At 73.3% G+C, this 26,472-nt stretch carries 6 protein-coding genes and 2 pseudogenes; all 8 read right to left on the minus strand.

What is annotated here, in order from left to right:
- Positions 1-26: 26 nt before the first annotated feature.
- Positions 27-1,493, minus strand: a complete 1,467-nt coding sequence (locus O1G22_RS08865; RefSeq protein ID WP_270080820.1) for an MFS transporter — start codon at positions 1,491-1,493, stop codon at positions 27-29.
- Positions 1,490-1,711 carry a ferredoxin gene (locus tag O1G22_RS08870; protein WP_270080821.1) on the minus strand — a complete coding sequence of 74 codons (222 nt, stop codon included), beginning with the start codon at positions 1,709-1,711 and terminating at the stop codon, positions 1,490-1,492. The genes O1G22_RS08865 and O1G22_RS08870 overlap by 4 nt, the downstream gene beginning before the upstream one ends.
- Entirely contained in the window at positions 1,708-2,949 is a 1,242-nt protein-coding gene (locus O1G22_RS08875; RefSeq protein WP_270080822.1) for a cytochrome P450, read from the minus strand. Before O1G22_RS08875 ends, O1G22_RS08870 begins: the two co-directional genes overlap by 4 nt.
- A 405-nt stretch (positions 2,950-3,354) precedes the next feature.
- Complete coding sequence (locus O1G22_RS08880) at positions 3,355-4,854, minus strand: FAD-dependent monooxygenase (protein WP_270080823.1); 1,500 nt, start codon at positions 4,852-4,854, stop codon at positions 3,355-3,357.
- 68 nt (positions 4,855-4,922) lie between these two features.
- Positions 4,923-8,135, minus strand: a pseudogene (locus tag O1G22_RS08885) (type I polyketide synthase); the annotation flags it as partial.
- Positions 8,136-8,193: 58 nt separating this feature from the next.
- Positions 8,194-19,833, minus strand: coding sequence for a type I polyketide synthase (locus O1G22_RS08890; RefSeq protein ID WP_270080825.1), 11,640 nt, complete (start codon positions 19,831-19,833; stop codon positions 8,194-8,196).
- Between the two features lie 26 nt (positions 19,834-19,859).
- Positions 19,860-20,123, minus strand: coding sequence for a hypothetical protein (locus tag O1G22_RS45120; protein ID WP_487416688.1), 264 nt, complete (start codon positions 20,121-20,123; stop codon positions 19,860-19,862).
- A pseudogene (locus O1G22_RS08895) lies at positions 20,109-26,441 on the minus strand (SDR family NAD(P)-dependent oxidoreductase); the annotation flags it as partial. The gene O1G22_RS45120 and the pseudogene O1G22_RS08895, both read right to left, overlap by 15 nt.
- Between the last annotated feature and the right edge of the window lie 31 nt (positions 26,442-26,472).

A 26,472-nucleotide genomic window follows, 5' to 3' on the forward strand; every position in this document is an offset into this window, starting at 1 on the left:
AGTCGAATTGCTTTCCGGAACGATTGTCAGTTGGCGTTTCGAGCGGGGCTGGTCGGTCCGTTCCGAAATGCGAGCAGCCCGAGAACCAGTGCACAGAGAACGAAACCTGTGGCGACCGTGAATCCCGTCTCAATGCTGTGCACGAGTGCGCGGTGACCCGCACCGGGCGGGGGCACGCGATGGGGATGGGCTCCCGAGCCGCCCCCGCCCGCCGTGACGAGCAATGCCAGGCCCAGCGAGGCACCCACCCGGAGCATGGCCTGCTGAAGCCCGGAGGCGGCACCGGCCTCGCCGCGGGACACCCCGGCCAGAATGATGGAGTTGAGCGGCATGATGGTCAGCCCCAGCCCGAGTCCGACCAGGACCAGCGGAACGGCCAGCCCGCTCGCGTAGCCGGTCTGCTCGGTGATGCGGGAGAACCAGAACGTCCCGGCGCCGAGCACCGCCGCGCCGGCGACCAGCAGCGGCCGGGCACCCAGCCGGGCCAGCAGGCGCGGCGCGGCGACCGCGGAGACCACCATGAGCACGGCCAGGGGCAGGAAGGCGGAGCCGGCCCGCAGCCCGCTGTAGCCCAGCACCGTCTGCAGGAACTGGGTGAGGAAGAAGAACAGTCCGGAGACGGTGGCGCCGACCAGCAGGGTGTCCGCATAGGCGGCCGCGCGCTCGCGCCGGGCGAGCAGGCGCAGCGGCACCACCGGCTGCTCGGCCCTCAACTCGACCACCACGAAGATCGCCAGCAGCAGTACGGCCGCTCCTCCCGACAGCAGCGTGGCCCGGTCGGTCCAACCGTGGCTCTGCGCCTGGATGAAGGCGTTCACCAACGCCGCCATGCCGGCCGTGGAGGTCAGAGCGCCCGCGAGGTCGAACCGGCCGGGCCGGCGTTCGGACTCCGCGACGAACCTCGGGGTGACCAGCAGGACGGCGATGCCGATCGGCACGTTGAGGAAGAGGGTCCAGCGCCAGGAGGCCAGGGAGAGCAGGCCGCCCAGGATCATCCCCACAGCGGTGCCCGCGCCGGCCACGGTGGAGAACGCGCCGAGCGCGCGGTTGCGCTGCGGGCCCTCCGCGAAGGTGGTGGCCAGCATCGCCAGCGAGGTCGGCTCGGCGAGCGCGGCGCCGAGCCCCTGGCCCACCAGGGCCGCCAGCAGCACCGGCGCCGTCGGCGCGAGCGCGGCCAGCAGCGAGCAGGCGGTGAAGATCGCGATGCCGGTCAGGAAGACCGCCCGGCGGCCGAGCAGGTCACCGCACCGGCCGCCGAGCAGGAGCAGGCCGCCGAAGGTCAGCATGTAGGCGTTGACGACCCAGGACAGGTCGGTCGGCGAGAAGCCGAGGTCCTCCCGGATGCCGGGAAGCGCGATGTTCACCACGGTCGTCGCGACGACGATCATCAGCTGGCAGCTGATGATCACCGCGAGGGTGACACCGGGATGCCGTACCGGAGTCGCGGTGTCCTCCGTACCGGTGTTCTGGGACAGCAGCGAGGGCTCGCTCATCGCTCCACCGCCTCGGACAGCAGGGTGATGGCACGTTCGGGGCAGGCCGCGGCACCACGCCCGGCCGGACCGCGCAGCCGCTCGGGCACCTCGAACTCCCCCATGCCGTTGAAACCGGTGTTCTCGTCGATCTCGTAGACCTCGGGCGCCATGGCGTGGCACAGGGCGTGCCCCTGACAGACCTCGGCGTCGACCCGGATGCCGATCCGCTCGCTCATCGGGCCGCCCCCACGGTGAGGTCCAGGCGGTCCAGACCGCGAATCGGCGAGTAGCGGGAGACCGGCTCGGTGCCGGGGGTGATGTGGTACTCAGGGATCCTGGCGTGCCACTCCTCCAGCGCGACCTTGACGATCCGGCGGGCGAGATGCATGCCGAGGCAGCGGTGCGGGCCGATCCCGAAGGCGAGGTGGCGCACCGACTGCCGGTCGAAGTCGACCTCGTCGGCACTCTCGAAGACCTCGGGGTCGAGTCCCGCCATGCCCCAGGACATCAGGACCCGGTCGCCCGCACGGAGCTTGACGTCGTGCAGTTCGACGTCCCGGGTGACCACACGGGCGGTGGAGACCATCGCCTCGTGGCGGATCAGTTCCTCGACCATGGCCGGGAGGCGGTGCGGTTCCTCGACGACCGTGCGCTGGGTCCCGGGGTGCTCGGCGAGGTGCCGGAAGACCATGCTGAGCAACGAGTTGGAGGTGTCCAGGCTGGCGAACATCGTCATCAGGATGATGTTGACGATCTCGTCCTGGGTCAGCGGCCGGCCCTCGTGCTCGGCGCGCAGCAGTGAGCTGATGACATCACGCCGGCCCTCGATGCCCTCGGCGCGGCGCGCGTCGACGGCGGCGCTGAAGAACTCCCACAGCGGCCGGCCGGCCGCGTGCAGTTCCTCGTCGTTCCTGGCGTTGGGCAGGCCCTCGCGGCGCAACCAGTTCTTGTGGTCGAGGAGTTCCGGCAGGTGGGAGCGGTCGATGCCGAAGTTGATCAGGAAGGTCTCGGCGGGCAGCCGGACCGCGAAGTCCTCGACGAACTCGCAGGAGCCGCGGGCGGCGATGGGCTCGACGGCATCCACGGCCGCCTCGCGGATCTGCGGGGTGATGTGGTTGACCACGGCGGGGTTGAACAGGGCCGAAAGGGCCTGCCGCCACTTGCGGTGGTCCTCCCCGTCGAGCTGGATCGGGATGAGCTTGTCCTTGTATATCTGGCGGTTGGGTATTCCGATGTCGGCGCTGGAGAAGAGGTCGGGATTGCGGGCCGCCCACTCGATGTCGGCGTACCGGGTGAGGATCCAGTAGCCGCCGAACTCCTCGGAGCGCAGCACCGGTCCGTGCTCCCGGAGCTCGTGCCACGCGCCGACCGGGTCGGCCTGGAGCCACGGTTGGTAGGTGCTCCATCTCCGTATCTGCTCCTCAGGGGTGCCCGGTGCCACCGGGCACCCCTGCTGCGCCGCCGTCTGGTTCATCCGCCAACTCCCTCCGACGTCCGAACCGCGTACGGCGACCGGCCGCACACGGTGAATCTTCAGCCAGGATGGAGGCGGCTTCTAATGCCGCCCTTAAGGCGGGCCAAACGCCTGCGGCAGGGCACCGACGGCCCCGGCCGTTCGGTGGGCCGGCCCTTGGACGGAGGCGGGCCGAGCCGTGCGCAGGGTGGTGAAACGCGCCGTGACCAGCGACGGCTCCGGTACGGACGGTGCGCCGCTGCCGCCGGGAGGCCGCCCCGGATCTCGTCCGATGGGCGACCGGGTGCCAGGAGTGAGGCCCTGGAGCGCTGCCGTGGCCGCCCCTGACGGTGCGACAGTTCCCGGCCAACGCTGCCCGGTCCCCCTTGCGCGGGCGCCCGGTCGGCCCACGGCGACGCCGCCCGGTCAGACCCTGCGGGCGGTCCGCGGCTTCCGGGCCGGTCCGAACCAGGTCGTCACCGCGGCCCGCAGCCCCTCCCGGTCTCCCTCACCCGTGTCGACCCAGGCGATGTGGCCGTCCGGCCGGACCAGCAGCCATCGGGCGTCCAGGTCCTCGGCCTCGTCCGCGCGGACCACGTCCAGCCGGTCCGCCCAGCCGGTGAGGTCGGGGGCCTCGTCCACGCCGAGGGACAGCAACAGCCCGCGGCCGCCCGCCAGGAGCCCCGCCGCCTCCACCTCGCCGCCCGCGGTGCGCAGGGTCACGTCGGGCAGCGTGGCGCCGAGCAGCGAGGAGGCCTTGGCCGGGAGGCCGGGGTAGGCGATCGGGTAGCGGACCCGGGTGACGGCCTGGACGAGGTGCCGGTTGACCTCAGGGAACTCGATCAGCTCGGCGAACAGCTCGCGCAGTGGCTCCGCCCGCTCCGGCGGGTGCTGGAGCGGTACCTGGGCGAGCGCGCGCATGCACGCCCGGCGGCCGACAGGGTGCCGCTCGTCGTGATACGTGTCCAGCAGGCCGGGCGGCGCCCAGCCGTGGATCGTCGCGGCGAGCTTCCACCCCAGGTTCACGCTGTCGTGCAGGGCCGTGTTCAGACCGTTCCCGGAGGACGGGGGATGTGGATGGGCGGCGTCTCCGGCGAGCAGCAGCCGTCCCTTGCGGTAGGAGGTGGCCAGCCGGGTGGGGCTGCCGTACCGGGTCATCCAGCGCGGCTCGGCGAAGTCGGCGTCGGCGCCGGTGATCCGGCGGATCGCGGCGCGCATCTCCTCGGCGGTCACCGGAACGTCGGCGGCCGGCGGTTCGCGGTCGAACTCGACGGTCATCAGCCGCACTTCGGACGGATCGCGGGGGTTCATGGGCAGCACGCCGAACTGGCCGTCGGGATGGACGCCGGCCCGGAAGTGCTCCTGGGCGTCGCCGGACACCGCCACGTCGGCGATCACTCCGTAGTACGACGGCGCAAGGGTCCGGAAGGCGAAACCGCCCAGCTCCGCCACGGTGCTGTGCGGGCCGTCGCACCCCACCAGATAGGCGCAGCGCAGCACCTGCTCCCCCGCGGCGGAACGCACCCGGACCGCGACTCCGTCGGCATCCTGACGCAGCCCGGTGAGCCGGTGACCGGGCAGGACGCGCACGCCCAGCTCCACCGCGCGCTGCTCCAGGAGCTCCTCGGTACGCCACTGCGGAACGATCAGGTCGTAGTCGGTCTCGCCGAGTTCGGACAGATCCAGCCACAGGAAGGCAAAGTGGGTGCGCGGCCAGACGGGTGTGGTGGCGTCGCGGAAACGGTCCGCCAGGCCGCGTCTGCGCAGCGCGTCGACCGAGCGGGCGTGCAGCAGCATCCCGCCGGACGACCGCTCGCGCACCGGCCGGCCCTCCAGCACCACGGCGGGCACCCCGGCCAGCTGGAGTTCACAGGCCAGCATCAGGCCGGCGGGTCCCCCGCCGGCGATCACCACGGAGTCGTTCACGCCGTCGCCTCCGGGGTGGGTTCGCCCACCGCTTCCCTCTCGCCCAGTTCCTCGTCCAGATAGGCCGCCACCGCGCGCGGGGTGGGCAGGTCGTAGATGACACCGGGCGGCAGTGGCAGCCCGGTCACGGTGCACAGCCGGTTGCGCAGCTCCACGGCGGTCAGTGAGGAGAACCCGACGTCGAGGAAGTCCGCCTCCGGGTCGAGATCGTCGGGACCGGGCAGCGCGAGCACCTCGGCCGCCGTGGTGCGGACCAGGGTCAGCAACAGGCCTTCCCGGCCGGCACGGTCGTGCCCCGCGAGCCACTCGGCCAGCGCGTCGGGACTCTGCGGCAGACCGTCCGCGCCGGCTTCCCGGGCACCCCCCGCCGACGGTGGGCCATCGAGTACGGCGACCGCCCTCAGCGCGTCCTCGCGCCACCGCCGTGCGGCGGTCAACAGTCCTTCGGCGGCAGCGACTTGTCCGGGGGTGAGACCGAGTGTGTCGACGAGCGCCTCGGTGTCGCCGTTCCCCACGGCCGTCCAGAACCAGCCGTCCAGCCGCTCGCCCGGCTCGGCAGCCGTGTCCCGCAACCAGTACCGGCGCCGTTGGAAGGCGTACGTCGGCAGCTCGACGGTGCCGGCCGGCGGGACCAGCGCGGACCGGTCCACCGCGACTCCGTGCAGGTGGAGCCGGCACAGGGCGGCGAGCAGGCTCTGCGCCTCGGACCGGTCGCGCCGCACGGCGGGAGCGGTGAGCGCGTCGGCGGACAGGGCGTCGGCCGACAGGCATTCGGCGGCGAGCGGGGCGAGGACCGCGTCGGGCCCGAGCTCCAGGAAGGCGGTCACTCCGCGGGCCTCGGCGCCGCGGACGCAGTCGGCGAAGCGGACGGTCTCGCGGATGTGCCGGGTCCAGTAGTCCGGGGACGTCAGCTGCTCGGCGGTGGCCTCCTCACCGGTCAGGTCGGACATGACCGGCAGAACCGGCGGCCGGAACTCGACAGTGGCGGCCACCCCGCGGAACTTGTCGAGGGCCGGGTCCATATGCGCCGAGTGGAAGGCATGGCTGACCGACAGCCGGCGAACCCTGGCGCCGCGTTCCCGCCAGTGCTCGGCCGTCGCGGCCACGGCCACGGCGTCGCCCGAGACGACGGTGGAGCCGGGCGAGTTGACCGCGGCGATCGCCACCGCATCCCCCTCCGGCAGCGAGGCGGCCACCTCTTCGGCGCGAGCCCGGACGGCGACCATGGCTCCGCCCGACGTGGCAGCCTCCATCAGCTGCCCGCGCGCCGCCACCAGCGCGCACGCGTCCCCGGCCGACAGCACGCCGGCGACGTGCGCCGCCGCCAGCTCCCCGACCGAGTGCCCGATCAGCACATCCGGACGTACACCGTAGGACTCGACGAGCCGGAACAGTGCCACCTCGTACGCGAAGAGCGCGGGCTGGGTGAAGGCCGTGCGGTCCAGCGTCTCGGCCGGGCCGTCGAACATCACCTCCCGCAGCGACCGTCCCAGCAACGGGTCCAGATGCCCGCACAACTCGTCCAGGGCAGCGGCGAACACCGGGAAACCCTCGTACAACTCCAGGCCCATTCCCACATGTTGGGCGCCCTGACCGGTGAAGAGGAACGCCGTACGGCTCTTGGTGACGGCCTTCCCGCGCACCACGCCCGGCACCTCGCGGCCCTCGGCCAGGGCCGTGAGTCCGGTGAGCAGTGCATCGCGGTCGGGACCCAGGACGGCGGCGCGGTGTTTGAACGCCGTACGAGCCGTGGACAGTGTGTACGCCACATCACCCATGCCGATCCCGGGTCGCGCCGCCAGGTGCGCGCGCAGCCGGTTCGCCTGGTCGCGCAGCGCCTGAGGCGACCGCGCCGACAGCAGGAGTGGCGCCGCCGTCTCCACGGCGGTGGGCCGGTCCTCCTCGGGGACCTGCTCCAGGATCAGGTGGGCGTTGGTGCCGCTGATCCCGAAGGACGAAACCGCCGCCCGGCGTGGACCGGAGGACTGCCACCGCTGGGCCTCTGTCAGCAGCCGGACCGTGCCCGCAGACCAGTCCACGTGCGGGGAGGGCTCATCCACATGCAGCGTCCGCGGTATCTCGCCGTGGCGGATGGCCTCCACCATCTTGATCACACCACCGACACCGGCCGCCGCCTGCGTATGCCCGATGTTCGACTTCAACGAACCCAGCCACAACGGCCGGTCCCCGGACCGCTCCCGGCCGTACGTGGCGATGAGCGCCTCGGCCTCGATCGGGTCGCCCAGCGCCGTACCGGTACCGTGCGCCTCGACCACGTCCACCTCGGCCGCCGACACACCCGCGTCCGCCAACGCCTGCCGGATCACCCGCTGCTGGGCCGGACCGTTCGGCGCCGTCAACCCGTTCGACGCACCGTCCTGATTGACCGCACTCCCCCGGATCACCGCCAGCACCCGGTGACCATTGCGCCGCGCATCCGACAGCTTCTCAAGGAGCAGCATGCCCGCGCCCTCGGCGAAGCCCGTACCGTCCGCACCCGCCGCGAACGCCCGGCAGCGGCCGTCCGGTGAGAGCCCGCGCTGGCGGCTGAACTCCACGAAGACGCCCGGCGTGGCCATCACCGTCACCCCACCGGACAGGGCGAGGGTGCACTCGCCGCGCCGCAGTGCCTGCACTGCCAGGTGGATCGCCACGAGGGAGGAGGAGCACGCCGTGTCCACCGTCACCGCCGGGCCCTCCAGACCGAGGGTGTAGGCGACACGGCCCGAGGCGACGCTGCCCGCGCTGCCGCTGCCGATGAAGCCCTCCAGATCGCTCGGTACCTGCCGCAGCCGGGAGCCGTAGTCGCCGTACATCGCGCCGACGTACACACCGACGCGTTCGCCGCGGAGCGTGCCGGGGACGATGCCCGCGCGTTCCACCGCCTCCCAGGAGGTCTCCAGCAGCAGCCGTTGCTGCGGGTCGACGGCGAGTGCCTCGCGCGGGGACATGCCGAAGAACTCGGCGTCGAACTCGGCCGCGTCGTACAGGAATCCGCCCTGACGGGTGGTGGCGCGGCCCGGCCGCTTGGGGTCCGGGTCGTACAGGTCCGGGTCCCAGTCCCGGTCGGTGGGCAGGTCACCGATGGCGTCGGTACCGGAGTCCACCAGGTGCCACAGGTCCTCCGGGGCACGGACGTCGCCGGGGAAGCGGCACGCCATCCCGACCACGGCGACCGGCTCCAGCCGTTCGGCCTCCACCTCCTGGAGGCGTTCGCGGGTCCGCTGGAGATCGGCCGTGACCCACTTGAGGTAGTCGACGAGCTTCTCTTCGTTTGTCATGCAGGTTCAGCCTCTTCTCAGCCTCGTCGGGGGACGGTCCCAGCCGCGCCGGAGCCTGTCAGTCGGTGCGTCGGCCGAGTTCCTTGTCGATGAAGGCGAAGATCTCGTCGGGGGACGCCTCCCTGAGCCTCTCGGCCGGCTCGGTGGCCGCGGGGCGGCGCCAACGGGCGAGAACGGCCTCCAGCCGGGCGGTGACCAGGCCCCTGGTCTCCTCGTCCATCGCCTCGTCGGGCAGCGCCTCCTCCAATTCGGTCAGCCGGACCAGCAGGCGGTCCGCCGTGGTGGCGGCGGGCGGGAACAGTTCGGTGGCCAGGTGGGCGGCGAGCGCCGCCGGGGTGGGGTGGTCGAAGACGAGGGTCGCGGGCAGCCGCTGCCCGGTGGCCGCGTTCAGCCGGTTGCGCAGCTGGACGGCGGTGAGCGAGTCGAATCCGATCTCCTTGAACGCCTGGAGCGGATCCACCGAGTCCGGTGAGGTGTGGCCGAGGACCGCGGCCACGCAGGCCCGGACCAGGTCGAGGAGGGCTTCGTCGCGCTGCTCCGCCGGGAGGGTCAGGATCCGGTCGGCCGCCGGGATCTCCGCCTCGGTGCTCGCGGCCTCGCGGTCGGGGGCGGGGACCAGGTCGCGGAGCACGGCGGGCAGGATGCCCTGGGCCGACGCCCGTCGCAGCGCCGCCATGTCCAGCCGGACGGGAACGAGCGCGGGATGTCCGGAGCTGAGCGCGGCGTCGAACAGGGCACGCCCGTCGTCGCCGGTGAGCGGTACGACGCCGCCGCGCCGCAGCCGTTCGAGGTGGGCGCCGTCGAGGTTGCCGGTCATGCCGCTGGACTCGGCCCACAGTCCCCAGGCCAGCGACAGGCCCGGCCGGCCTGTGGCCCGGCGGTGCCGGGCGAGGGCGTCGAGGTAGGCGTTGGCGGCGGCGTAGTTGGCCTGGCCGGGGCTGCCGAGGATGCCGGCGACGGAGGAGAACAGCACGAACGCGCCCAGATCCATGTCCCGGGTCGCCTCGTGCAGATGCCAGGCCGCGTCGGCCTTGGCCCGCAGGACGGTGTCGAGGTGGCTCGGTGTGAGCGAGGCGACGACGCCGTCGTCGAGCACGCCCGCGGTGTGCACGACGGCGGTCAGCGGGTGCTCGGCGGGGATGCCCGTGAGCAGGTCCGCCAGTGCCGTCCGGTCCGCCACGTCACAGGCGGCGACCGTCACCTCGGCGCCCGACTCCCTCAGCTCGGCGACGAGTTCGGGGACTCCCGGGGCGCCCGTGCCTCGCCGGCCGGCGAGCAGCAGGTGCCGTACGCCGTGTGCAGCGACCAGGTGGCGGGCGAAGAGGGCACCGAGGGTGCCGGTGCCGCCAGTGATCAGGACGGTGCCCGCCGGGTCGATGCCCGTGAGCGCGGTGGGGTCCGACGGATCGGCGGATGCCGCCGGACCGCTGCTCGGCGCCGGGTCCCCGGCGGGCGGGGCCGGGGTGAGCCGGGGGGCAAGGATCCGCCCGTCGTGCAGGGCGAGTTGGGGTTCGCCGGCAGCCAGCCGGGACAGCACCGGGTGCGCCGCGGAGAGCCGGTCGGCATCCTCGTCCAGGTCGAGGAGGGCCAGCCGGTCGGGGTGTTCGGACTGGGCGGAGCGGACGAGCCCCCACACGGCGGCGTCCGCAAGGCCGGTGAGCCGGGTCTCCTCGTCGGCGCCGACCGCGTTCCGGGTGCACACGACCAGCCGGGAGCCGTCGAAGCGCTCGTCCTCCAGCCAGGTCTGGACGAGTTCCAGGACGCGGTGGAGCGCGGCCCGGACCGCCTCAGGACTGCCGTCGTCCGGGGCTGACGTGGAGCGCACCAGCACGAGTTCGGGCACCCGCTCGGCGTCGGCCAAGGCGGCGAGGGCCAGCAGTTCCGGGTCCACGGCCGGGTTCCCGGTGGGAGTGTGGGCCTCGTCGTCCACGGCCTCCAGCAGGACGCAGGAGGGTGCGGGCGAGGCCGGTACGGGCGGCAGTTCGGCCCACTCCACCTGGTGCAGCGGCAGCGGGACGGCGCTGCGGAGGGCGGCCAGCTGCCGGGCACTGATCGGGCGGACCGTCAGTTCGTCCACGGTGCCGACCGGGGTGCCGTCCGGGGTGCTCAGGGCCAGCGACACAGAGTCCGGGCCGACCGGGGTCACCTCGACGCGCAGCGCGGTGGCACCGGCCGCGTGCAGCCGGACGCCGCTCCAGGAGAAGGGCAGCCGGATCCCGTCGTCGGCCGGCTCGGTGGCCGCTTCGAGGGCCAGCACGTGCAAGGCCGCGTCGAGCAACGCGGGGTGCAGCGTGAAGCCGTCGCCGCCGGCGAGCCGCACCTCGGCGAACCTGGTCCCGTCCCGTCGCCACGCGGCACGCAGTCCCTGGAAGGCCGGGCCGTAGCCGTAGCCGCGCTCGGCCAGCAGCGGGTAGAACGCGTCGACGTCGGCCGGAACCGCGTCCTGTGGCGGCCAGGGGGTGCCGGCGGGCGCCGGCGGCTGGGTGAGCGCCGTCGCGGGCCGTACGCTGCCGGAGGCGTGCCGCGTCCAGTCCGTTTCGTTCGCGGTGGCGGCGGCCGCCGGACGGGAGTGCACGGTGACCGGGCGGCGGCCCTCGGCGTCGGCGGGGCCCACCAGCACCTGCAACTGCGTCTCTCCGGCGGCGGGCAGGGCGAGCGGCGCCTCCAGGGTGAGGTCTTCCACCTCGGCGCAGTCGGTCTGCCGGCCGGCGTGCAGGGCGAGTTCGAGGAACGCGGTGCCGGGCAGCAGGACCACTCCGTCCACGGCGTGGTCGGCCAGCCACGGGTGGGCGGCGAGCGAGAGCGTCCCGGTGAACAGGACACCGGACTCGCCCGCCAGGGCGACGGCGGTGTCGAGCAGCGGATGCCCGTGGTCTCCCGGGCCGGCGGCAAAGGCGGCGCCGGGCCGCACGACCGGGTCGAGCCAGTACCGCTCCCGCTGGAAGGGGTAGGTCGGCAGCGGGACCGCCTCGGCGGCGGCGAACAGCCCGCGCCAGGAGACCGGGGCGCCCTGGACGTATGCCTCGGCCAGTGACAGCAGCAGCCGCGTGCGGCCGCCGTCGTCACGCCGCAGCGTGCCGAGGGCTCCGGCGGTGCCGGGCGCCACGTCGTCCAGGGTCTCCTGGACCGCCGGGGCCAGGACGGGGTGCGGGCTGCTTTCCACGAACAGCCGGTGGCCCTGCTCGGCCAGCGCCGTGACGGCCTCGTGGAAGCGGACGGTCCGGCGCAGGTTGCGGTACCAGTAGTCGGCGTCGAAGGCGGTCGGTTCGGCCCAGTCGCCGGTCAGGGTGGAGAACACCGGGATCTCCGGACTCCTGGGAACGACCGGGGCCAGAGCGCTGCGGATCTCCTCCTCGATGGCCTCGACATGAGCCGAGTGCGAGGCATAGTCGACAGGAACCCGACGCGTACGGATACCCTCCCCCGCACAGCGCTCCGCCAGCTCCTCCAACGCCTCACCGTCACCGGACACCACCACCGCACCAGGCCCGTTCACAGCAGCCAGCGCCAACCGCCCCGACCACGCGGCAACCAGAACAGCCACCCGTTCGGCAGAAGCCGCCACCGACAACATGCCGCCCTTCCCGGCAAGCGCCCTGATCGCCCTGGAGCGCAACGCCACCACACGCGCCGCATCCTCAAGACTCAACGCACCCGCCACACACGCCGCCGCGATCTCACCCTGCGAATGCCCCACCACAGCAGCCGGCCGCACCCCGAACTCCCGCCACAGGGCCGCAAGCGACACCATCACCGCGAACAACACCGGCTGCACCACATCCACACGCTCCAGCGACGGCGCCTGCCCCACCCCCCGCAGCACATCCACCACCGACCACCCGGTGAACGGCTCCAACGCCGCCGCACACTCACCAAGACGCTCCGCGAACACCGGCTCACCCGCCAGCAACTCCCGGCCCATCCCGACCCACTGCGACCCCTGCCCCGGAAAGACGAACACGGGGGCGATCCGGCTCTCCGCAAGACCGGTGACCAGGTTCGGTGCGGGTACGTCGTCGGCGAGTGCGGTCAGGCCCTGGATCAGCTCGGCGCGGTCGGCGCCGACGATCACGGCCCGGTGTTCGAACTCGGCGCGGGTGGTGGCGAGCGCTGCCGCGAGCGGGACCGGCTCGGCGTCCGGGTCGGCGGCGAGCCGGTGGAGCAGGCGGCGGGCCTGTTCCCGCAGGGCGTTGACGCTCCGGGCGGAGAGCACCCAGGGCAGCACGGTGCCCTGCGGCACCGCCGGGGCGGGAGCGGGCCGTTCGTCGTCGGGTGCCTGTTCGAGGATCACATGGGCGTTGGTGCCGCTGACTCCGAAGGAGGACACCCCGGCTCGGCGCGGACCGTGGCTCTGCCACTGCCGGGCCTCTGTCAGGAGCCGGACCGTGCCCGCGGACCAGTCCACGTGCGGGGAGGGCTCATCCACATGCAGCGTCCGTGGCAGCTCGCCGTGGCGGATGGCCTCCACCATCTTGATCACACCACCGACACCGGCCGCCGCCTGCGTATGCCCGATGTTCGACTTCAACGAACCCAGCCACAACGGCCGATCCGCGGAACGGGCGGCACCATAGGTCGCGATCAGCGCCTCCGCCTCGATCGGATCACCCAGCGTGGTGCCCGTGCCGTGCGCCTCGACCACGTCCACCTCGGCCGCCGACACACCCGCGTCCGCCAACGCCTGCCGGATCACCCGCTGCTGGGCCGGACCGTTCGGTGCCGTCAACCCGTTCGACGCACCGTCCTGATTGACCGCACTCCCCCGGATCACCGCCAGCACCCGGTGACCATTGCGCCGCGCGTCCGACAGCTTCTCAAGGAGCAGCATGCCCGCGCCCTCGGCGAAGCCCGTACCGTCCGCGCCCGCCGCGAACGCCCGGCAGCGGCCGTCCGGTGAGAGCGCGCGCTGGCGGCTGAACTCGACGTACACCGTAGGGCTGGCGATGACGGTGGCCCCTCCGGTGAGAGCCAGTGAGCACTCGCCGTTGCGCAGCGCGCGGGCGGCCAGGTGCAGCGCCACGAGGGACGAGGAGCACGCCGTGTCGACGGTGAAGGCGGGGCCCTGGAGGCCGAACGTGTAGGCCACGCGTCCGGCGGCGACACTGGTGGTGTTGCCGGTCAGCAGGTAGCCCTCCAGATCGTGCGGGGTGCCCGGCGGGCGCGTGACGTACTCGGCCGGTACGACGCCGAGGATCACGCCGGTGTCGCTGCCCCGCACCGCAGCGGGGTCGATGCCGGCCCGTTCGAAGACCTCCCAGGCGGTCTCCAGCAGCAGCCGCTGCTGCGGATCCATGGCCAGGGCCTCTCGTGGCGAGATGCCGAAGAACGCGGCGTCGAAGGCGTCGGCGTGGTCGACGAAGCCGCCGCGCCGCGTGTACGCGGTGCCCAGGGCGTCCGGGTTCGCGTCGTAGAGGTCCTCGACGCGCCAGCCGCGGTCGGCCGGGAACGCGGAGGTCGCGTCGCGGCCGTCCGCGACCAGCCGCCACAGGTCCTCGGGGTCGTTCGCGCCGCCGGGGTAGCGGCAGCTCATGGCGATGATGGCGATGGCGTCGTCGTCCGCGGTCGCCGTGACGTCGGCGTCGGGAAGGGCGGGCTGCGGTCCGGAGGGCGCGAGCCGTTCGCGCAGCAGGGCGGCGACGGCCTCGGGGGTGGGGTGGTCGAAGACCAGCGTCGCGGGCAGTCGCAGCCCGGTCGCCGCGTCCAGGCGGTTGCGCAGTTCGACGGCGGTGAGCGAGTCGAAACCGGACTCCTTGAAGGGCCGTCCCGGGTCGACGGTGGCGGGCCCGGAGTGTCCGAGAACGTCCGCGACCTGCTCGCGGACCAGGTCGGTCAGGGCCTGCGCCCGGGCGTCCTCGGGCAGCCGGGCCAGCCGGTCGGCGAGTGCGGAGCGCGGTGCGGACGCCGCTTGGGCGGCCCGGCGGACCGGACGCGGGAGCAGGCCGCGCAGCAGATGCGGCACTTCGCCGTCCGGGTGCCGGGGCGGCGCCAAGCGGGCCGCCACGAACGCTCCGGGCAGACCGGCCGCCGCGTCGAACAGGGCGAGGCCCTCGTCGGCCGTCAGCGGTACCGTGCCGAGCCGGGCCAGCCGCTCGCGGTCGGCCGCGTCGAGATCGCCGGCCATCCCGTCGGTGGCCCAGGGACCCCAGGCGAGCGAGGTCGCGGGAAGTCCCTCGGCGCGGCGGCGCGCGGCGACCGCGTCGAGGACGGCGTTGGCCGCCGCGTAATTGCCCTGTCCCGCGTTGCCCAGGACGCCGGCCAGCGAGGAGAACAGCGTGAAGGAGGCCAGGTCGAGGCCGCGGGTCAGCTCGTGCAGGTGCCAGGCGGCGTCGGCCTTGGGGGCCAGCACGGAGGCCAGTCGGCCGGGGGTCAGCGCGCTCAGCGTGGCGTCGTCGAGGACGCCGGCCGCGTGCACGACGGCGGTCAGCGGATGCTCGGCGGGAACCGTCTCCAGCAGCGCGGCCAGTGCCGCCCGGTCCGCCACATCACAGGCGGCGACGGTCACCTCGGCACCCGACGCACGCAATTCCGCCGCGAGTTCTGCCGCACCCGGAGCCTGCGGACCGCGTCTGCTGGTCAGCAGCAGATGCCGTACGCCCTGCTCGGCGACAAGGTGGCGGGCGAGCAGAGCACCGAGTCCGCCGGTGCCGCCGGTGATCAGCACGGTGCCCTCGGGCCGGGGTGCGGCCGGGATGGCCAGGACGACCTTCCGGGCCTGTCCGGTCTCGTTGAGCAGGCTCAGCGACTCACGGACGCCGGCCACCTCACGCACCGCAGCCGGCAGCGGGGTGAGCACGCCCCGCGTCCACAGCGGCACCAGTTCCGCGAACGCCGCCAGAGCCTCCTCCGGAGTGTGCCGGTCCGGCCACTGCGGGAGTTCGGCGGCGTCGAGGACCGCGTCGGACGGGCTTTCGGTGGCCGCCGTGGACTCCGCGGCCACCGCCTGGACCTCCCAGCCGTAGTGCCGGGCCAGACGCACCACCGCCGGGCCCGCCCCGGTGTCCGCCGCGCGCACCAGCAGCGTCCGCCCCGGCCGGCCGTCGGCGAGCTCGCGCAGGGCCCGGTGAGCCGCGAGCGAGGTGAGGGGCAGGGTCGCGGCCTGCGTGTACGTCCAGCCGGCGGGTATCGGCGCGAGGAGCCGGTGGTCGGTCTCCGCGAGAGAGGCGACGGCGCCGGGGAACAGACCGAACACCCGGTCCCCGGGGGCGAATCCGGTGACGCCGGGACCGACCTCGGTCACGATTCCGGCGCCCTCCACGCCCAGCGGCACCTCACCGGGCACCATGCCGAGGGCCGCGAGCACGTCCTGGTTGTCCAGGGCCGCGGCCCGGACCGCGATCCGTACCCGCCCGGCAGCGGGTGGCCCGGCCGAGGTCGCAGCCGGCACCAGCGCCAGGTTGGCGAGCGAACCCCTGGGTACGGCGTCCAGCCGCCAGGCCGGTGCGTCCGCCGGTGGCAGGAGCCGGCCGCCGAGCTGCGCCCGGGCCAGCCTGGGGGCGTACAACGTGCCGCCCTTGATGGACAGTTGGGGTTCGTCGACGCCGGGCGCGGTCAGCGCGGCGCGCGCCGAGGCCGGATCGTCGTCCAGGTCCAGCAGCAGGAACCGGCCCGGGTGCTCGGCCTGCGCCGCGCGGACCAGTCCCCACACCGCAGCGGCCACCGGATCGTCCGGACCGGTCCCGGCGTCGGCGGCGACCGCGCCGCGGCTCACCAGAGCCAGCCGGCAGCCGTCCAGCCGCTCGTCGGCCACCCACTCCTGGAGCAGCGTCAACACGTGGGAGACGGTGTCGTGGACGGCGGCGGGTACGGACCCCTGGGCCGGACCTTCGGCGGGTGCGCCCGTCCGGTCCGTCGGGCCGACAGCCGCCAGTACGACATCGGGCAGCCGGGCCCCGACGGCGGCCGCCTCGGCCAGTGCTGCGGGCGTCGGGTGGCGCTCCACGCCCGTCAGTCCCAGGTCGTCCGGGCCGAGGAGCGCCACTCGCGGGCCGCTGGACGGGCCGGCCGGTACGGGACTCCACACGGTGGTGAACAGGGTGTCGTGCCGCCGGGCTCCGGCGGCACTCAGCTGTTCCGGCGCGATGGCCCGGAACACCAAGGACGCCACCGACGCGACCGGCGCGCCCGCGGCGTCGGCCACTTCCAGGGTCACCGCGTCCTCGCCCCGGCGTGCGAGGTGCACCCTCAGCGCGGTGGCGCCGGACGCGTGCAGCCGGACGCCGCTCCAGGAGAAGGGCAGCCGGACCGGAGCGGTGTCCGCTCCGACGCCCTCGACCGCGAGCAGCGCGAACGGATGGAGCGCCGCATCCATCAGCGCGGGGTGCAGGCCGTACCCGGCGGCCGAGGTGCCGGCGGGCAGTTCGACGTCGGCCCACAGGTCGTCCCCGCTGCCCCAGGCGCGGGTCATGCCACGCAGTGCCGGTCCGTAGCCGAGACCGTGCGCGGCCAGCCGCTGGTAGGCGTCGCTGACGGGCAGTTCCGGGGCCTGCGGCGGCCAGGCCGTCAGGTCGGCGTCGGGCGCCGGGGTACCGGGCGCGAGGACACCGGCGGCGTGCCGGGTCCACGGCGCGGTACGGCCGGTCGCGCCACCGGGGCGGCTGTGGATGCCGAGGGTGCGCCGACCGGCACCGTCGGGTTGCCCCAACACGATCTGCAGGTCGACGGTCTCCTGGTCCGACATCACCAGGGGGGACTCCAGGACCAGTTCCTCGACCTCGTCGCAGCCCACCCGGTCGGCGGCGCGTACAGCGAGTTCCACGAACGCCGTGCCGGGCACGACGACCGTGCCGACGATCGTGTGGTCGGCCAGCCATTCCTGCTCACGGAGGGCGAAACGGCCGGTCAGCACCAGGCCGTCCGCGTCCGCCAGGTCGACGGCCGCCGACAGCACCGCGTGCTCGACGGTCTCAAGTCCGGCCGACGCCACCGAGGCGGTGGCACCCGTGCCGTCCGCCCAGTAGCGCTGGTGCTCGAAGGGGTAGGTGGGCAACTCCACCGGCGCTGACCGGCCCTCGTCGACCAGGCCGGCGTAGGCCGTCGACCAGTCGACGGTCACGCCGTGGGCGTGCAGCGCGGCCAGCGCGGCGAGCACCGTGGCCACCTCACCACGGTCACGACGAGCCGCCGCCACCGCCAAAACCTCCGACTCCGACACACACGCCAGAACCGCTCCCGTCAACGCCGCATCCGGACCCAGTTCCAGGTAGGCCGTGACACCCTCCGCCTCCAACGCCCGCACACCATCAAGGAAACGAACCGGCTCACGAATCTGCCGCACCCAATACCCCGGATCCGACCACTGCCCCGCATCCACCCGCCCCGAGACAGTGGACGCCACCGCCAACGACGGCGTCCCCCAGCGCACCTGCCCCACCACAGCAGCGAACTCCTCCAGCACACCATCCATGTGCGCCGAGTGGAACGCGTGACTCACCCGCAGCCGACGCGTCCGATGCCCCCGCTCCTCCAACACCCCCGCAGCCGCCACCACCGCCGGCCCGTCCCCCGAGATCACCACAGCCGCAGGCCCATTCACCCCCGCCACCCACACACCCTCACCCACCACCCCCAACACCTCCAACACCTCAGCCTCCGACGCCTCCACCGCAACCATCACACCCCCCTCCCGCGCCGCCCCCATCACACGACCACGAGCCACCACCACCCGACACGCATCCGCCAAAGACACCACACCCGCCACACACGCAGCAGCCAACTCACCCACCGAATGCCCCACCACCCCATCCACCCGCACCCCAAAAGACTCCACCAACCGGAACAACGCCACCTCGAACGCGAACAACGCCGGCTGCGTCACCTCCGTCCGATCCAAAACCTCCCCCGGACCCTCGAACATCACCTCCCGCAACGACCGACCCAACAACGGATCCACCCACCCACACACCTCATCCAACGCAGCCGCGAACACCGGGAACACCCCATACAACTCCCGCCCCATACCAACCCGCTGAGCACCCTGACCCGTAAACACCAACCCCACCCGAGCAACCCCCCCCCCCCCACCCACCACCACACCCGACACATCCCGCCCACCAGCAACCGCCTCAAGACCAGCCAACAACTCACCACGATCCGCACCCAGAACAACAGCACGGTGGTCGAAGGTGGCACGGGTGGTCAGCAGGGCGTGTCCGATGTCGGTGAGGCCTGCCTCGGCCGGCATGAGAGGCAGCCGGTCGGCGAGCCGGCGGGCCTGTTCGCGCAGGGCGTCGGCGCTCCGAGCGGAGAGCACCCAGGGCAGCAGGGTGCCGGCGGGCGGGTTCGCGGGAGCGGGTCGCTCCTCGTCCGGGGCTTGTTCGAGAATCAGGTGGGCGTTGGTGCCGCTGATACCGAAGGAGGACACCCCCGCCCGGCGCGGACCGGACGAGGACCACTCCCGGGACTCCGTCAGCAACCGGACCGTACCCGCAGACCAGTCCACATGCGGCGAAGGCTCATCCACATGCAGCGTCCGCGGCATCTCACCCCGGCGAACAGCCTCCACCATCTTGATCACACCACCGACACCGGCCGCAGCCTGCGCATGCCCGATGTTCGACTTCAACGAACCCAGCCACAACGGCCGATCCGCGGAACGCGCGGCACCATAGGTCGCGATCAACGCCTCCGCCTCGATCGGATCACCCAACGTGGTGCCCGTACCATGCGCCTCGACCACATCCACCTCGGCCGCCGACAGGCCCGCATCCGCCAACGCCCGCCGGATCACCCGCTGCTGCGACGGACCGTTCGGCGCCGTCAACCCGTTCGACGCACCATCCTGATTGACCGCACTCCCCTTGATCACCGCCAGCACGTTGTGCCGGTTGCGCCGCGCGTCCGACAACCGCTCCAGGACGAGGAGCCCTGCGCCTTCGGCGAAGCCCGTGCCGTCCGCGCCGGCCGCGAACGCCTTGCAGCGGCCGTCGGGTGCGAGGCCGCGCTGGCGGCTGAAATCGGTGAGGACGGTGGGGGTGGCCATCACCGCGACGCCGCCGGCGAGGGCGAGGGTGCACTCACCGCGCCGCAGCGCCTGCACCGCCAGGTGGATCGCGACGAGGGACGACGAGCACGCCGTGTCCACCGTCACCGCCGGGCCCTCCAGACCGAAGGTGTAGGCGATACGGCCGGAGATCAGGGCCGAGAGAGTGCCGGTGCCGATGTAGCCGTGCAGGTCGGCGGAGGTACCGGCGAGCACGGTGGCGTAGTCCTGGTCATCGGCGCCGGTGTAGACACCGGTGCGGCTGCCGCGCAGGGCGCCGGGTTCGAGGCCGGCGCGTTCGAGGGCCTCCCAGGCGGTCTCCAGGATGAGCCGCTGCTGCGGGGCCATGGCCAACGCCTCACGCGGGGAGATGTCGAAGAACGCGGCATCGAAGCCGCCCGCGTCCTCGACGAACCCGCCGCTGCGGGCGTAGCAGCTGCCGGGCCGCTCGGGATCCGGGTCGAACAGTGTGTCGAAGTCCCAGCCGCGGTCGGTCGGGAAGGGGCCGAGCGCATCGCGCCCTTCCGCGACGAGCTGCCAGAGGTCGTCGGGGGAGGCCACGCCCCCGGGCAGGCGGCACGCCATGCCGACCACCGCGACCGGATCGTGTGCGCGGGCCTCGGTGTCGGCGAGTTGCTGGCGGGCCTGCCGGAGCTCGGTGGTGACCTTCTTCAGGTAGTCACGGAGCTTGGCGTCGTTCGCCGTCTGATCGTTTGCCATGCGACGTCAACATCCTCCGGGCAGGCTCAGGAGATTCCGAGCTCGTTCTCGATCACGCTGAACAGTTCTTCGTCGGTGGCGGAGCCGAGGTCCTCGGCGGGCTGGTCGTCGGCGCCGTCGGGCGGGGTGGTCCAGGAGCGCAGCAATGCACCGAGCCGTTCGCCGATGGCCGTACGGGTGTCGGCGTCGACGTCGGCGGTGTGCAGCCGGGCGGCGACCCGGTCGAGTTCGTCGAGGACGCTCGGGGTGGAGTCGGCGGGGGCGAGCCGGGTGCGCAGTTCGGCGGCCAGCCCGGTGGGCGTGGGATGGTCGAAGACCAGCGTCGCGGGCAGTCGCAGCCCGGTCGCGGTGGCGAGCCGGTTGCGCAGTTCGACGGCGGTCAGCGAGTCGAAGCCGATCTTCTTGAACTCCTGTGCCGCGTCGATCGCCTCGGCCGTGGCATGCCCGAGGACGGTGGCCGCATGGGTGCGGACCAGGTCGACCAGATACCGGTGCTGTTCGGTCTCGTCCATGCCGTCCAGGACCGCGCCCCCGGTGGGTCGCGCGGTGTGCGCGGCGGGCCGTACGGTGTGGTGGGCCAGGTCGCGCAGCAGCGGTGGCACGGACATGGGCTCAGCGGCGCGCAGCGCGGCGGTGTCGGGATCGGCCGGGACGAGGACGGCGCCGCCGTGGACGAGGGCCGCGTCGAACCGGGCCAGGCCTTCGGTGGGTTCGACCGGGCGGATGCCGAGTGCCGAGACCCGCCGTACGTCGGCCGCGTTCATCGCGCCGGTCATGCCGGAGGCCTGGGTCCACAGGCCCCAGACCAGGGAGGTGGCCGGAAGTCCCTGGCCGCGGCGGTGCTGGACGAGTGCGTCCAGATAGGCGTTGGCGGCCGCGTAGTTGCCCTGGCCGGGGCTGCCGAGGACGCCGGCGAGGGAGGAGAAGACCACGAACGCCGACAGGTCCGCGTCGCGGGTCAGCCGAAGCAGGTTCCAGGCGGCGTCGGCCTTGGCACGCAGGACACGGTCGAACTGTTCGGGGGTGAGCCGGTCCACGGTGGCGTCGTCGAGGACGCCGGCCGCGTGGACGACCGCGGTCAGCGGGTGCTCGGCCGGGATGCGGGCGAGCAGGGCCGCCAGGTCGTCGGGGTCGGCGGCGTCACAGGCGGCGATGGTGACCTCGGCGCCCAACGCGGTGAGTTCTTCCTGCAGTTCGGCCGCGCCGGGTGCCCGTTCGCCCTGCCGGCCGACGAGCAGCAGGTGCCGTACGCCGTGCCGGGTGACCAGGTGGCGGGCGGTGAGGGCGCCCAGGGTGCCGGTGCCGCCGGTGATCAGGACGGTGTGGGCGGGGGTGAGGCGCGGCGGGAGCACCACGGCCAGTTTGCCGGTGTGGCGGGCCTGGGCGAGGTGGCGGAAGGCGGCGGGTGTCTGGGCTGCGTCCCAGGTGGTGACGGGCAGGGGGGTGAGGACACCTCGGTCGAAGAGGTCGGCGAGTTCGCCGAGCATCTCGCCGATCCGGTCGGGTCCGGCGTCCAGCACCAGGTCGTACGGGTGGTAGGCGACTCCCGGGTGCGCGACGGCCAGGTCGGCGGCGGGCCTGATGTCGGTCTTGCCCATCTCCAGGAACCGTCCGCGGGGGCCGAGCAGCCGGAGCGAGGCGTCGACGAACTCACGGGCGAGGGAGTTGAGCACCACGTCCACGCCCCGCCCTCCGGTGGCGGCGCGGAACCGCTCCTCGAACTCCAGGTTCCGGGAGGAGGCGAGCCGTTCACCGTCCAGGCCGAGGGTGCGGGCGGTGCCCCACTTGCCGGGGCTGGCGGTGCCGTACACCTCCAGGCCCCAGTGGCGGGCGAGTTGCACAGCGGCCATGCCGACTCCGCCGGTGACGGCGTGGATCAGCAGGGACTCGCCCTGCCGTACGTCGGCGAGGTCGCGCAGCCCGTAGTAGGCGGTGAGGTAGACGACGGGGGCGCAGGCGGCCTGCGTGTACGTCCAGCCGCGGGGGATCCTGCCGAGCAGGCGGTGGTCGGTGACGGCGAGGGGTGCGATGCCTCCGCGGGGGAACAAGCCCATCACCCGGTCCCCGGGTGCCAGCCCGGTGACGTCGGGGGCGGTCTCGACGACGGTTCCGGCGGCTTCGCCGCCGAGCGCGGCCTCGCCGGGGTACATCCCGAGGGCGATCAGGGTGTCGCGGAAGTTCAGGCCGGCGGCGCGGACGGCGACCCGGACCTCACCGGGTTCGAGGGGACGGGTGTCATCGGTGGACGGGACGAGGGCGAGGTTCTCGAAGGTGCCCCTGCCGGTGGTGTCGAGCTTCCAGTTGGACGCGTCGGCCGGCGGGGCGAGCCGCCCCTGTTCGCCGGTGCGGATCAGCCGGGGCAGCAGGACCTCGCCGGCCCGGATCGCGAACTGTGGTTCCTCGCCGCCGAGCGCGGCGGCGAGGAGCTCCGGCGCGGCATCCGGCGCGTCGAGGTCGGCCAGCACGAGCCGCCCGGGGTGCTCGGACTGAGCGGTACGCACCAGACCCCATACGGCGGCGGCGGCCGGGTTGTCCACCGTCTCCCCGGGGGCCGCGGCGACGGCACCGTGGGTGAGCAGGACGAGTCGGCTCTCCGCCAACTCGGGCGAGGCGAGGAACTGCTGTACGGCCGTCAGCACGGTGAGGACGGTGGCCTTGGTGGTGTCCGGGGCTGCCGGATCGACCAGGGTCCCGGCGGCGGCGCCCGCCGTCGGGACGGCCACCGCGTCGACGGGCAGGAGGACGATCTCCGGCGCCGTCGTACCGGACGCCAGCTCGGCGCGGAGGCCGTTCAGGTGGCGGTGGCGGCGTGGGGTGTCGGCCGCCGCCCGGCTCGGGTCGCCGAGCGGGGCGTCCCCCAGGAGGGCCCAGGCGGAGACGGCCACCGGTGTGGCCTGGTCCAGCGCGGCCGGTCGCCAGTGCGGGGCGAGCAGCGCGTCGGGGCTGTGCCGGCGGTCGGCGAGCCGTGCGGCGTCGGTGGCGCGCAGGGTGAGCGAGTCGACGGTGAGCACCGGCGCTCCGGTGGCGTCGGTGAGCGTGAGGGTGACCCGGTCGGGCCCGGTGCGGCCGAGCCGGGCCCGGACGGCGGTGGCGCCGCTCGCGTGCAGCCGGACGCCGGCCCAGGCGAAGGGCAGCCGGACGGTGTCCGGCCGGTCGGAGCAGAGCGCGTGCAGTACGGCGTCCAGCAGTGCGGGGTGGATGCCGTACCGTGCGGCCTCGGCGGCGGACGCGTCGGCCAGTTCGACCTCGGCGTACAGATCGTCGCCGTCCTGCCACAGCGCCCGCAGGCCCTGGAAGGTGGGACCGTAGCCGTACCCGGTGGCGGCCAGCCCGGCGTAGAGACCGTCCAGTTCGACACGTCGGGCGCCGGTCGGGGGCCAGGTCGCGGGGACGGGCAGGGGTGCGGCCGCCGTGTCGTCCGGGGCGAGGACGCCGGACGCGTGCTGCTGCCAGGGCAGGTCGTCGTCGGAGCGGGAGTGCACGGTGAAGGCGCGTCGCCCGCTGTCGTCGGATGCCTCGGCCACCAGTTGGATCCGCAGGGGGCCGTGCTCGGGCAGGACGAGCGGTGCCTCCAGGGTGAGTTCGTCGACGTGCGGGCAGCGCACCTCGTCGCCGAGGCGGATGGCCAGTTCGAGCAGGGCGGTGCCGGGCAGCAGGACCGTGTCGAAGACGGCGTGGTCGGCGAGCCAGGGCTGGGCGGCGGCCGAGAGCCGTCCGGTGAGGACCGTACCGCCGTCGGTGAGATCGACGGCGGCCCCCAGCAGCGGATGGCCGACGGCGAGCAGTCCCAGTTCGCCCGCGTCGGACAGCGCCGACTCGGCGTCCAGCCAGAGGCGTTCCTCCTGGAACGGGTAGGTGGGCAGCTCGACCGTGCGCGCGCCGTCGGCTGCGAGTCGGCCCCAGTGGACGGGGAGGCCGGCCAGGTGGGCGTGCCCGACGGCCTCGGTGAACTGCCGCAGTCCGCCCTGGTCACGGCGCAGGGTGCCGAAGGCGGTACTGGGCAGGTCGGCCGCGTCCAGCGTTTCCTGGATGCCCATCACCAGCACCGGGTGGGCGCTGACCTCGATGAACACGGTGTGGCCAGATGCGGCGAGGGCCTGGGTGGCCGGGCCGAACCGCACCGGGTGGCGCAGGTTGCGGTACCAGTAGTCGGCGTCGAAGGCGGTCGGTTCGGCCCAGTCGCCGGTCAGGGTGGAGAACACCGGGATCTCCGGACTCCTGGGAACGACCGGGGCCAGAGCACTGCGGATCTCCTCCTCGATGGCCTCGACATGAGCCGAGTGCGAGGCATAGTCGACAGGAACCCGACGCGTACGGATACCCTCCCCCGCACAACGCTCCGCCAGCTCCTCCAACGCCTCACCGTCACCGGACACCACCACCGCACCAGGCCCGTTCACAGCAGCCAGCGCCAACCGCCCCGACCACCCGGCAACCAGAACGGCCACCCGATCGGCAGAAGCCGCCACCGACAACATGCCGCCCTTCCCGGCAAGCGCCCTGATCGCCCTGGAGCGCAACGCCACCACACGCGCCGCATCCTCAAGACTCAACGCACCCGCCACACACGCCGCCGCGATCTCACCCTGCGAATGCCCCACCACAGCAGCCGGCCGCACCCCGAACTCCCGCCACAGGGCCGCAAGCGACACCATCACCGCGAACAACACCGGCTGCACCACATCCACACGCTCCAGCGACGGCGCCTGCCCCACCCCCCGCAGCACATCCACCACCGACCACCCGGTGAACGGCTCCAACGCCGCCGCACACTCACCAAGACGCTCCGCGAACACCGGCTCACCCGCCAGCAACTCCCGGCCCATCCCGACCCACTGCGACCCCTGCCCCGGAAAGACGAACACGGCCTTGCCCGTGTGGTCGGGGGATACGCCGGACACCACGTCGGCGGACGGCTTGTCCTGCGCGAGGGCTTCGAGAGCGCTCAGCAGTCCGTCGCGGTCGGTGCCCAGGACGACGGCTCGGTGCCGGAACGCCGTACGGGCGGCGGCCAGCGTGTAGGCCGCGTCCCCGGCCCCGATCCCGGGCTGGGCCGTCAGGTGCGCATGCAGCCGGGCCGCCTGTTCCCGCACCGCCTCCGGCGACCTCGCCGACAGCAGCAACGGAAGCGTCGTCTCCTCTCGCGGGGCGGAGGACTCCTCGTCGGGGGCCTGTTCGAGGATCACATGGGCGTTGGTGCCGCTGATCCCGAAGGACGAAACCGCCGCCCGGCGCGGACCGGAGGACTGCCACCGCCGGGCCTCTGTCAGCAGCCGGACCGTGCCCGCGGACCAGTCCACGTGCGGGGAGGGCTCATCCACATGCAGCGTCCGCGGTATCTCGCCGTGGCGGATGGCCTCCACCATCTTGATCACACCACCGACACCGGCCGCCGCCTGCGTATGCCCGATGTTCGACTTCAACGAACCCAGCCACAACGGCCGGTCCCCGGACCGCTCCCGGCCGTACGTGGCGATGAGCGCCTCGGCCTCGATCGGGTCGCCCAGCGCCGTACCGGTACCGTGCGCCTCGACCACGTCCACCTCGGCCGCCGACAGACCCGCGTCCGCCAGCGCCTGCCGGATCACCCGCTGCTGGGCCGGACCGTTCGGCGCGGTGAGCTGGCTGCTGGCGCCGTCCTGGTTGACGGCGCTGCCCCGGATCACCGCCAGGACGGGGTGCCCGTTGCGTCGCGCGTCCGACAGCTTCTCAAGGAGCAGCACCCCGGCGCCCTCGCTCCAGCCGGTGCCGTCGGCCCGCGCGGAGAAGGCCTTGCAGCGGCCGTCGGGGGCGAGTCCGCGCTGGCGGCTGAATTCCACGAAGGTGTTGGGGGTGGCCATGACGGTCACACCGCCGGCGAGGGCGAGGGTGCACTCACCGCGCCGCAGCGCCTGGGCGGCCAGGTGGATCGCGACGAGCGACGACGAGCACGCCGTGTCCACCGTCACCGCCGGGCCGTGGAAGCCGAAGGTGTAGGCGATCCGGCCGGAGGCGATGCTGGCGGCGCTGCCCTGCACGAGGTAGCCCTCGAACTCTTCGGAGGGCTGGTGGATGCGGGTGCCGTAGTCGCTGTACATGACGCCCGTGAACACGCCCACCTGTTCGCCGCGGAGGGCGGCGGGCAGGATGCCGGCCCGCTCCACCGCCTCCCAGGCGAGGGTGAGCAGCAGCCGCTGCTGCGGGTCGACGGCGAGTGACTCGCGCGGCGAGATGCCGAAGAACCCGGCGTCGAAGTGGCCGGCGTCGTACAGGAAACCGCCCTGGCGGGTGGTGGACTTGCCGACGCTGTCGGGGTCGACGTCGTACAGCTCGTCCACAGCCCAGCCGCGGTCGGAGGGGAACTCCCCGATGGCGTCGTGCCCCTCGGCCACGGTCCGCCACAGGTCGTCCGGGGTACGGACGTCACCGGGGTACCGGCAGGACATGGCGACGAGGGCGATCGGCTCACGCTTGTCCGACTCGACCTGCTGGAGCCGGCGTCGGGCCTCCTGAAGGTCCGTCGTCGCCCGCTTGAGATAGGCGCGGAGCTTGTCCTCGTCCGCCATCGGCGATCCACTCTCCTCAGGGTCTACGGCGGGGGGTGGGCCTCCGTTCCGGGAGGCAGCCACGCGATTCGTTCACGGTAGGTCGGTGGTCTTG

Origin of the sequence: Streptomyces camelliae (assembly GCF_027625935.1) — a bacterium.
In the GTDB taxonomy this organism is placed as follows: domain Bacteria; phylum Actinomycetota; class Actinomycetes; order Streptomycetales; family Streptomycetaceae; genus Streptomyces; species Streptomyces camelliae.

What these genes read in the sequence shown, in the direction of transcription:
- O1G22_RS08890 (WP_270080825.1), bottom strand. Translation starts at nt 19,833, where the DNA reads ATGGCAAACGATCAGACGGCGAACGACGCCAAGCTCCGTGACTACCTG.
- O1G22_RS08875 (WP_270080822.1), bottom strand. Translation starts at nt 2,949, where the DNA reads ATGAACCAGACGGCGGCGCAGCAGGGGTGCCCGGTGGCACCGGGCACC.
- O1G22_RS08870 (WP_270080821.1), bottom strand. Translation starts at nt 1,711, where the DNA reads ATGAGCGAGCGGATCGGCATCCGGGTCGACGCCGAGGTCTGTCAGGGG.
- O1G22_RS08865 (WP_270080820.1), bottom strand. Translation starts at nt 1,493, where the DNA reads ATGAGCGAGCCCTCGCTGCTGTCCCAGAACACCGGTACGGAGGACACC.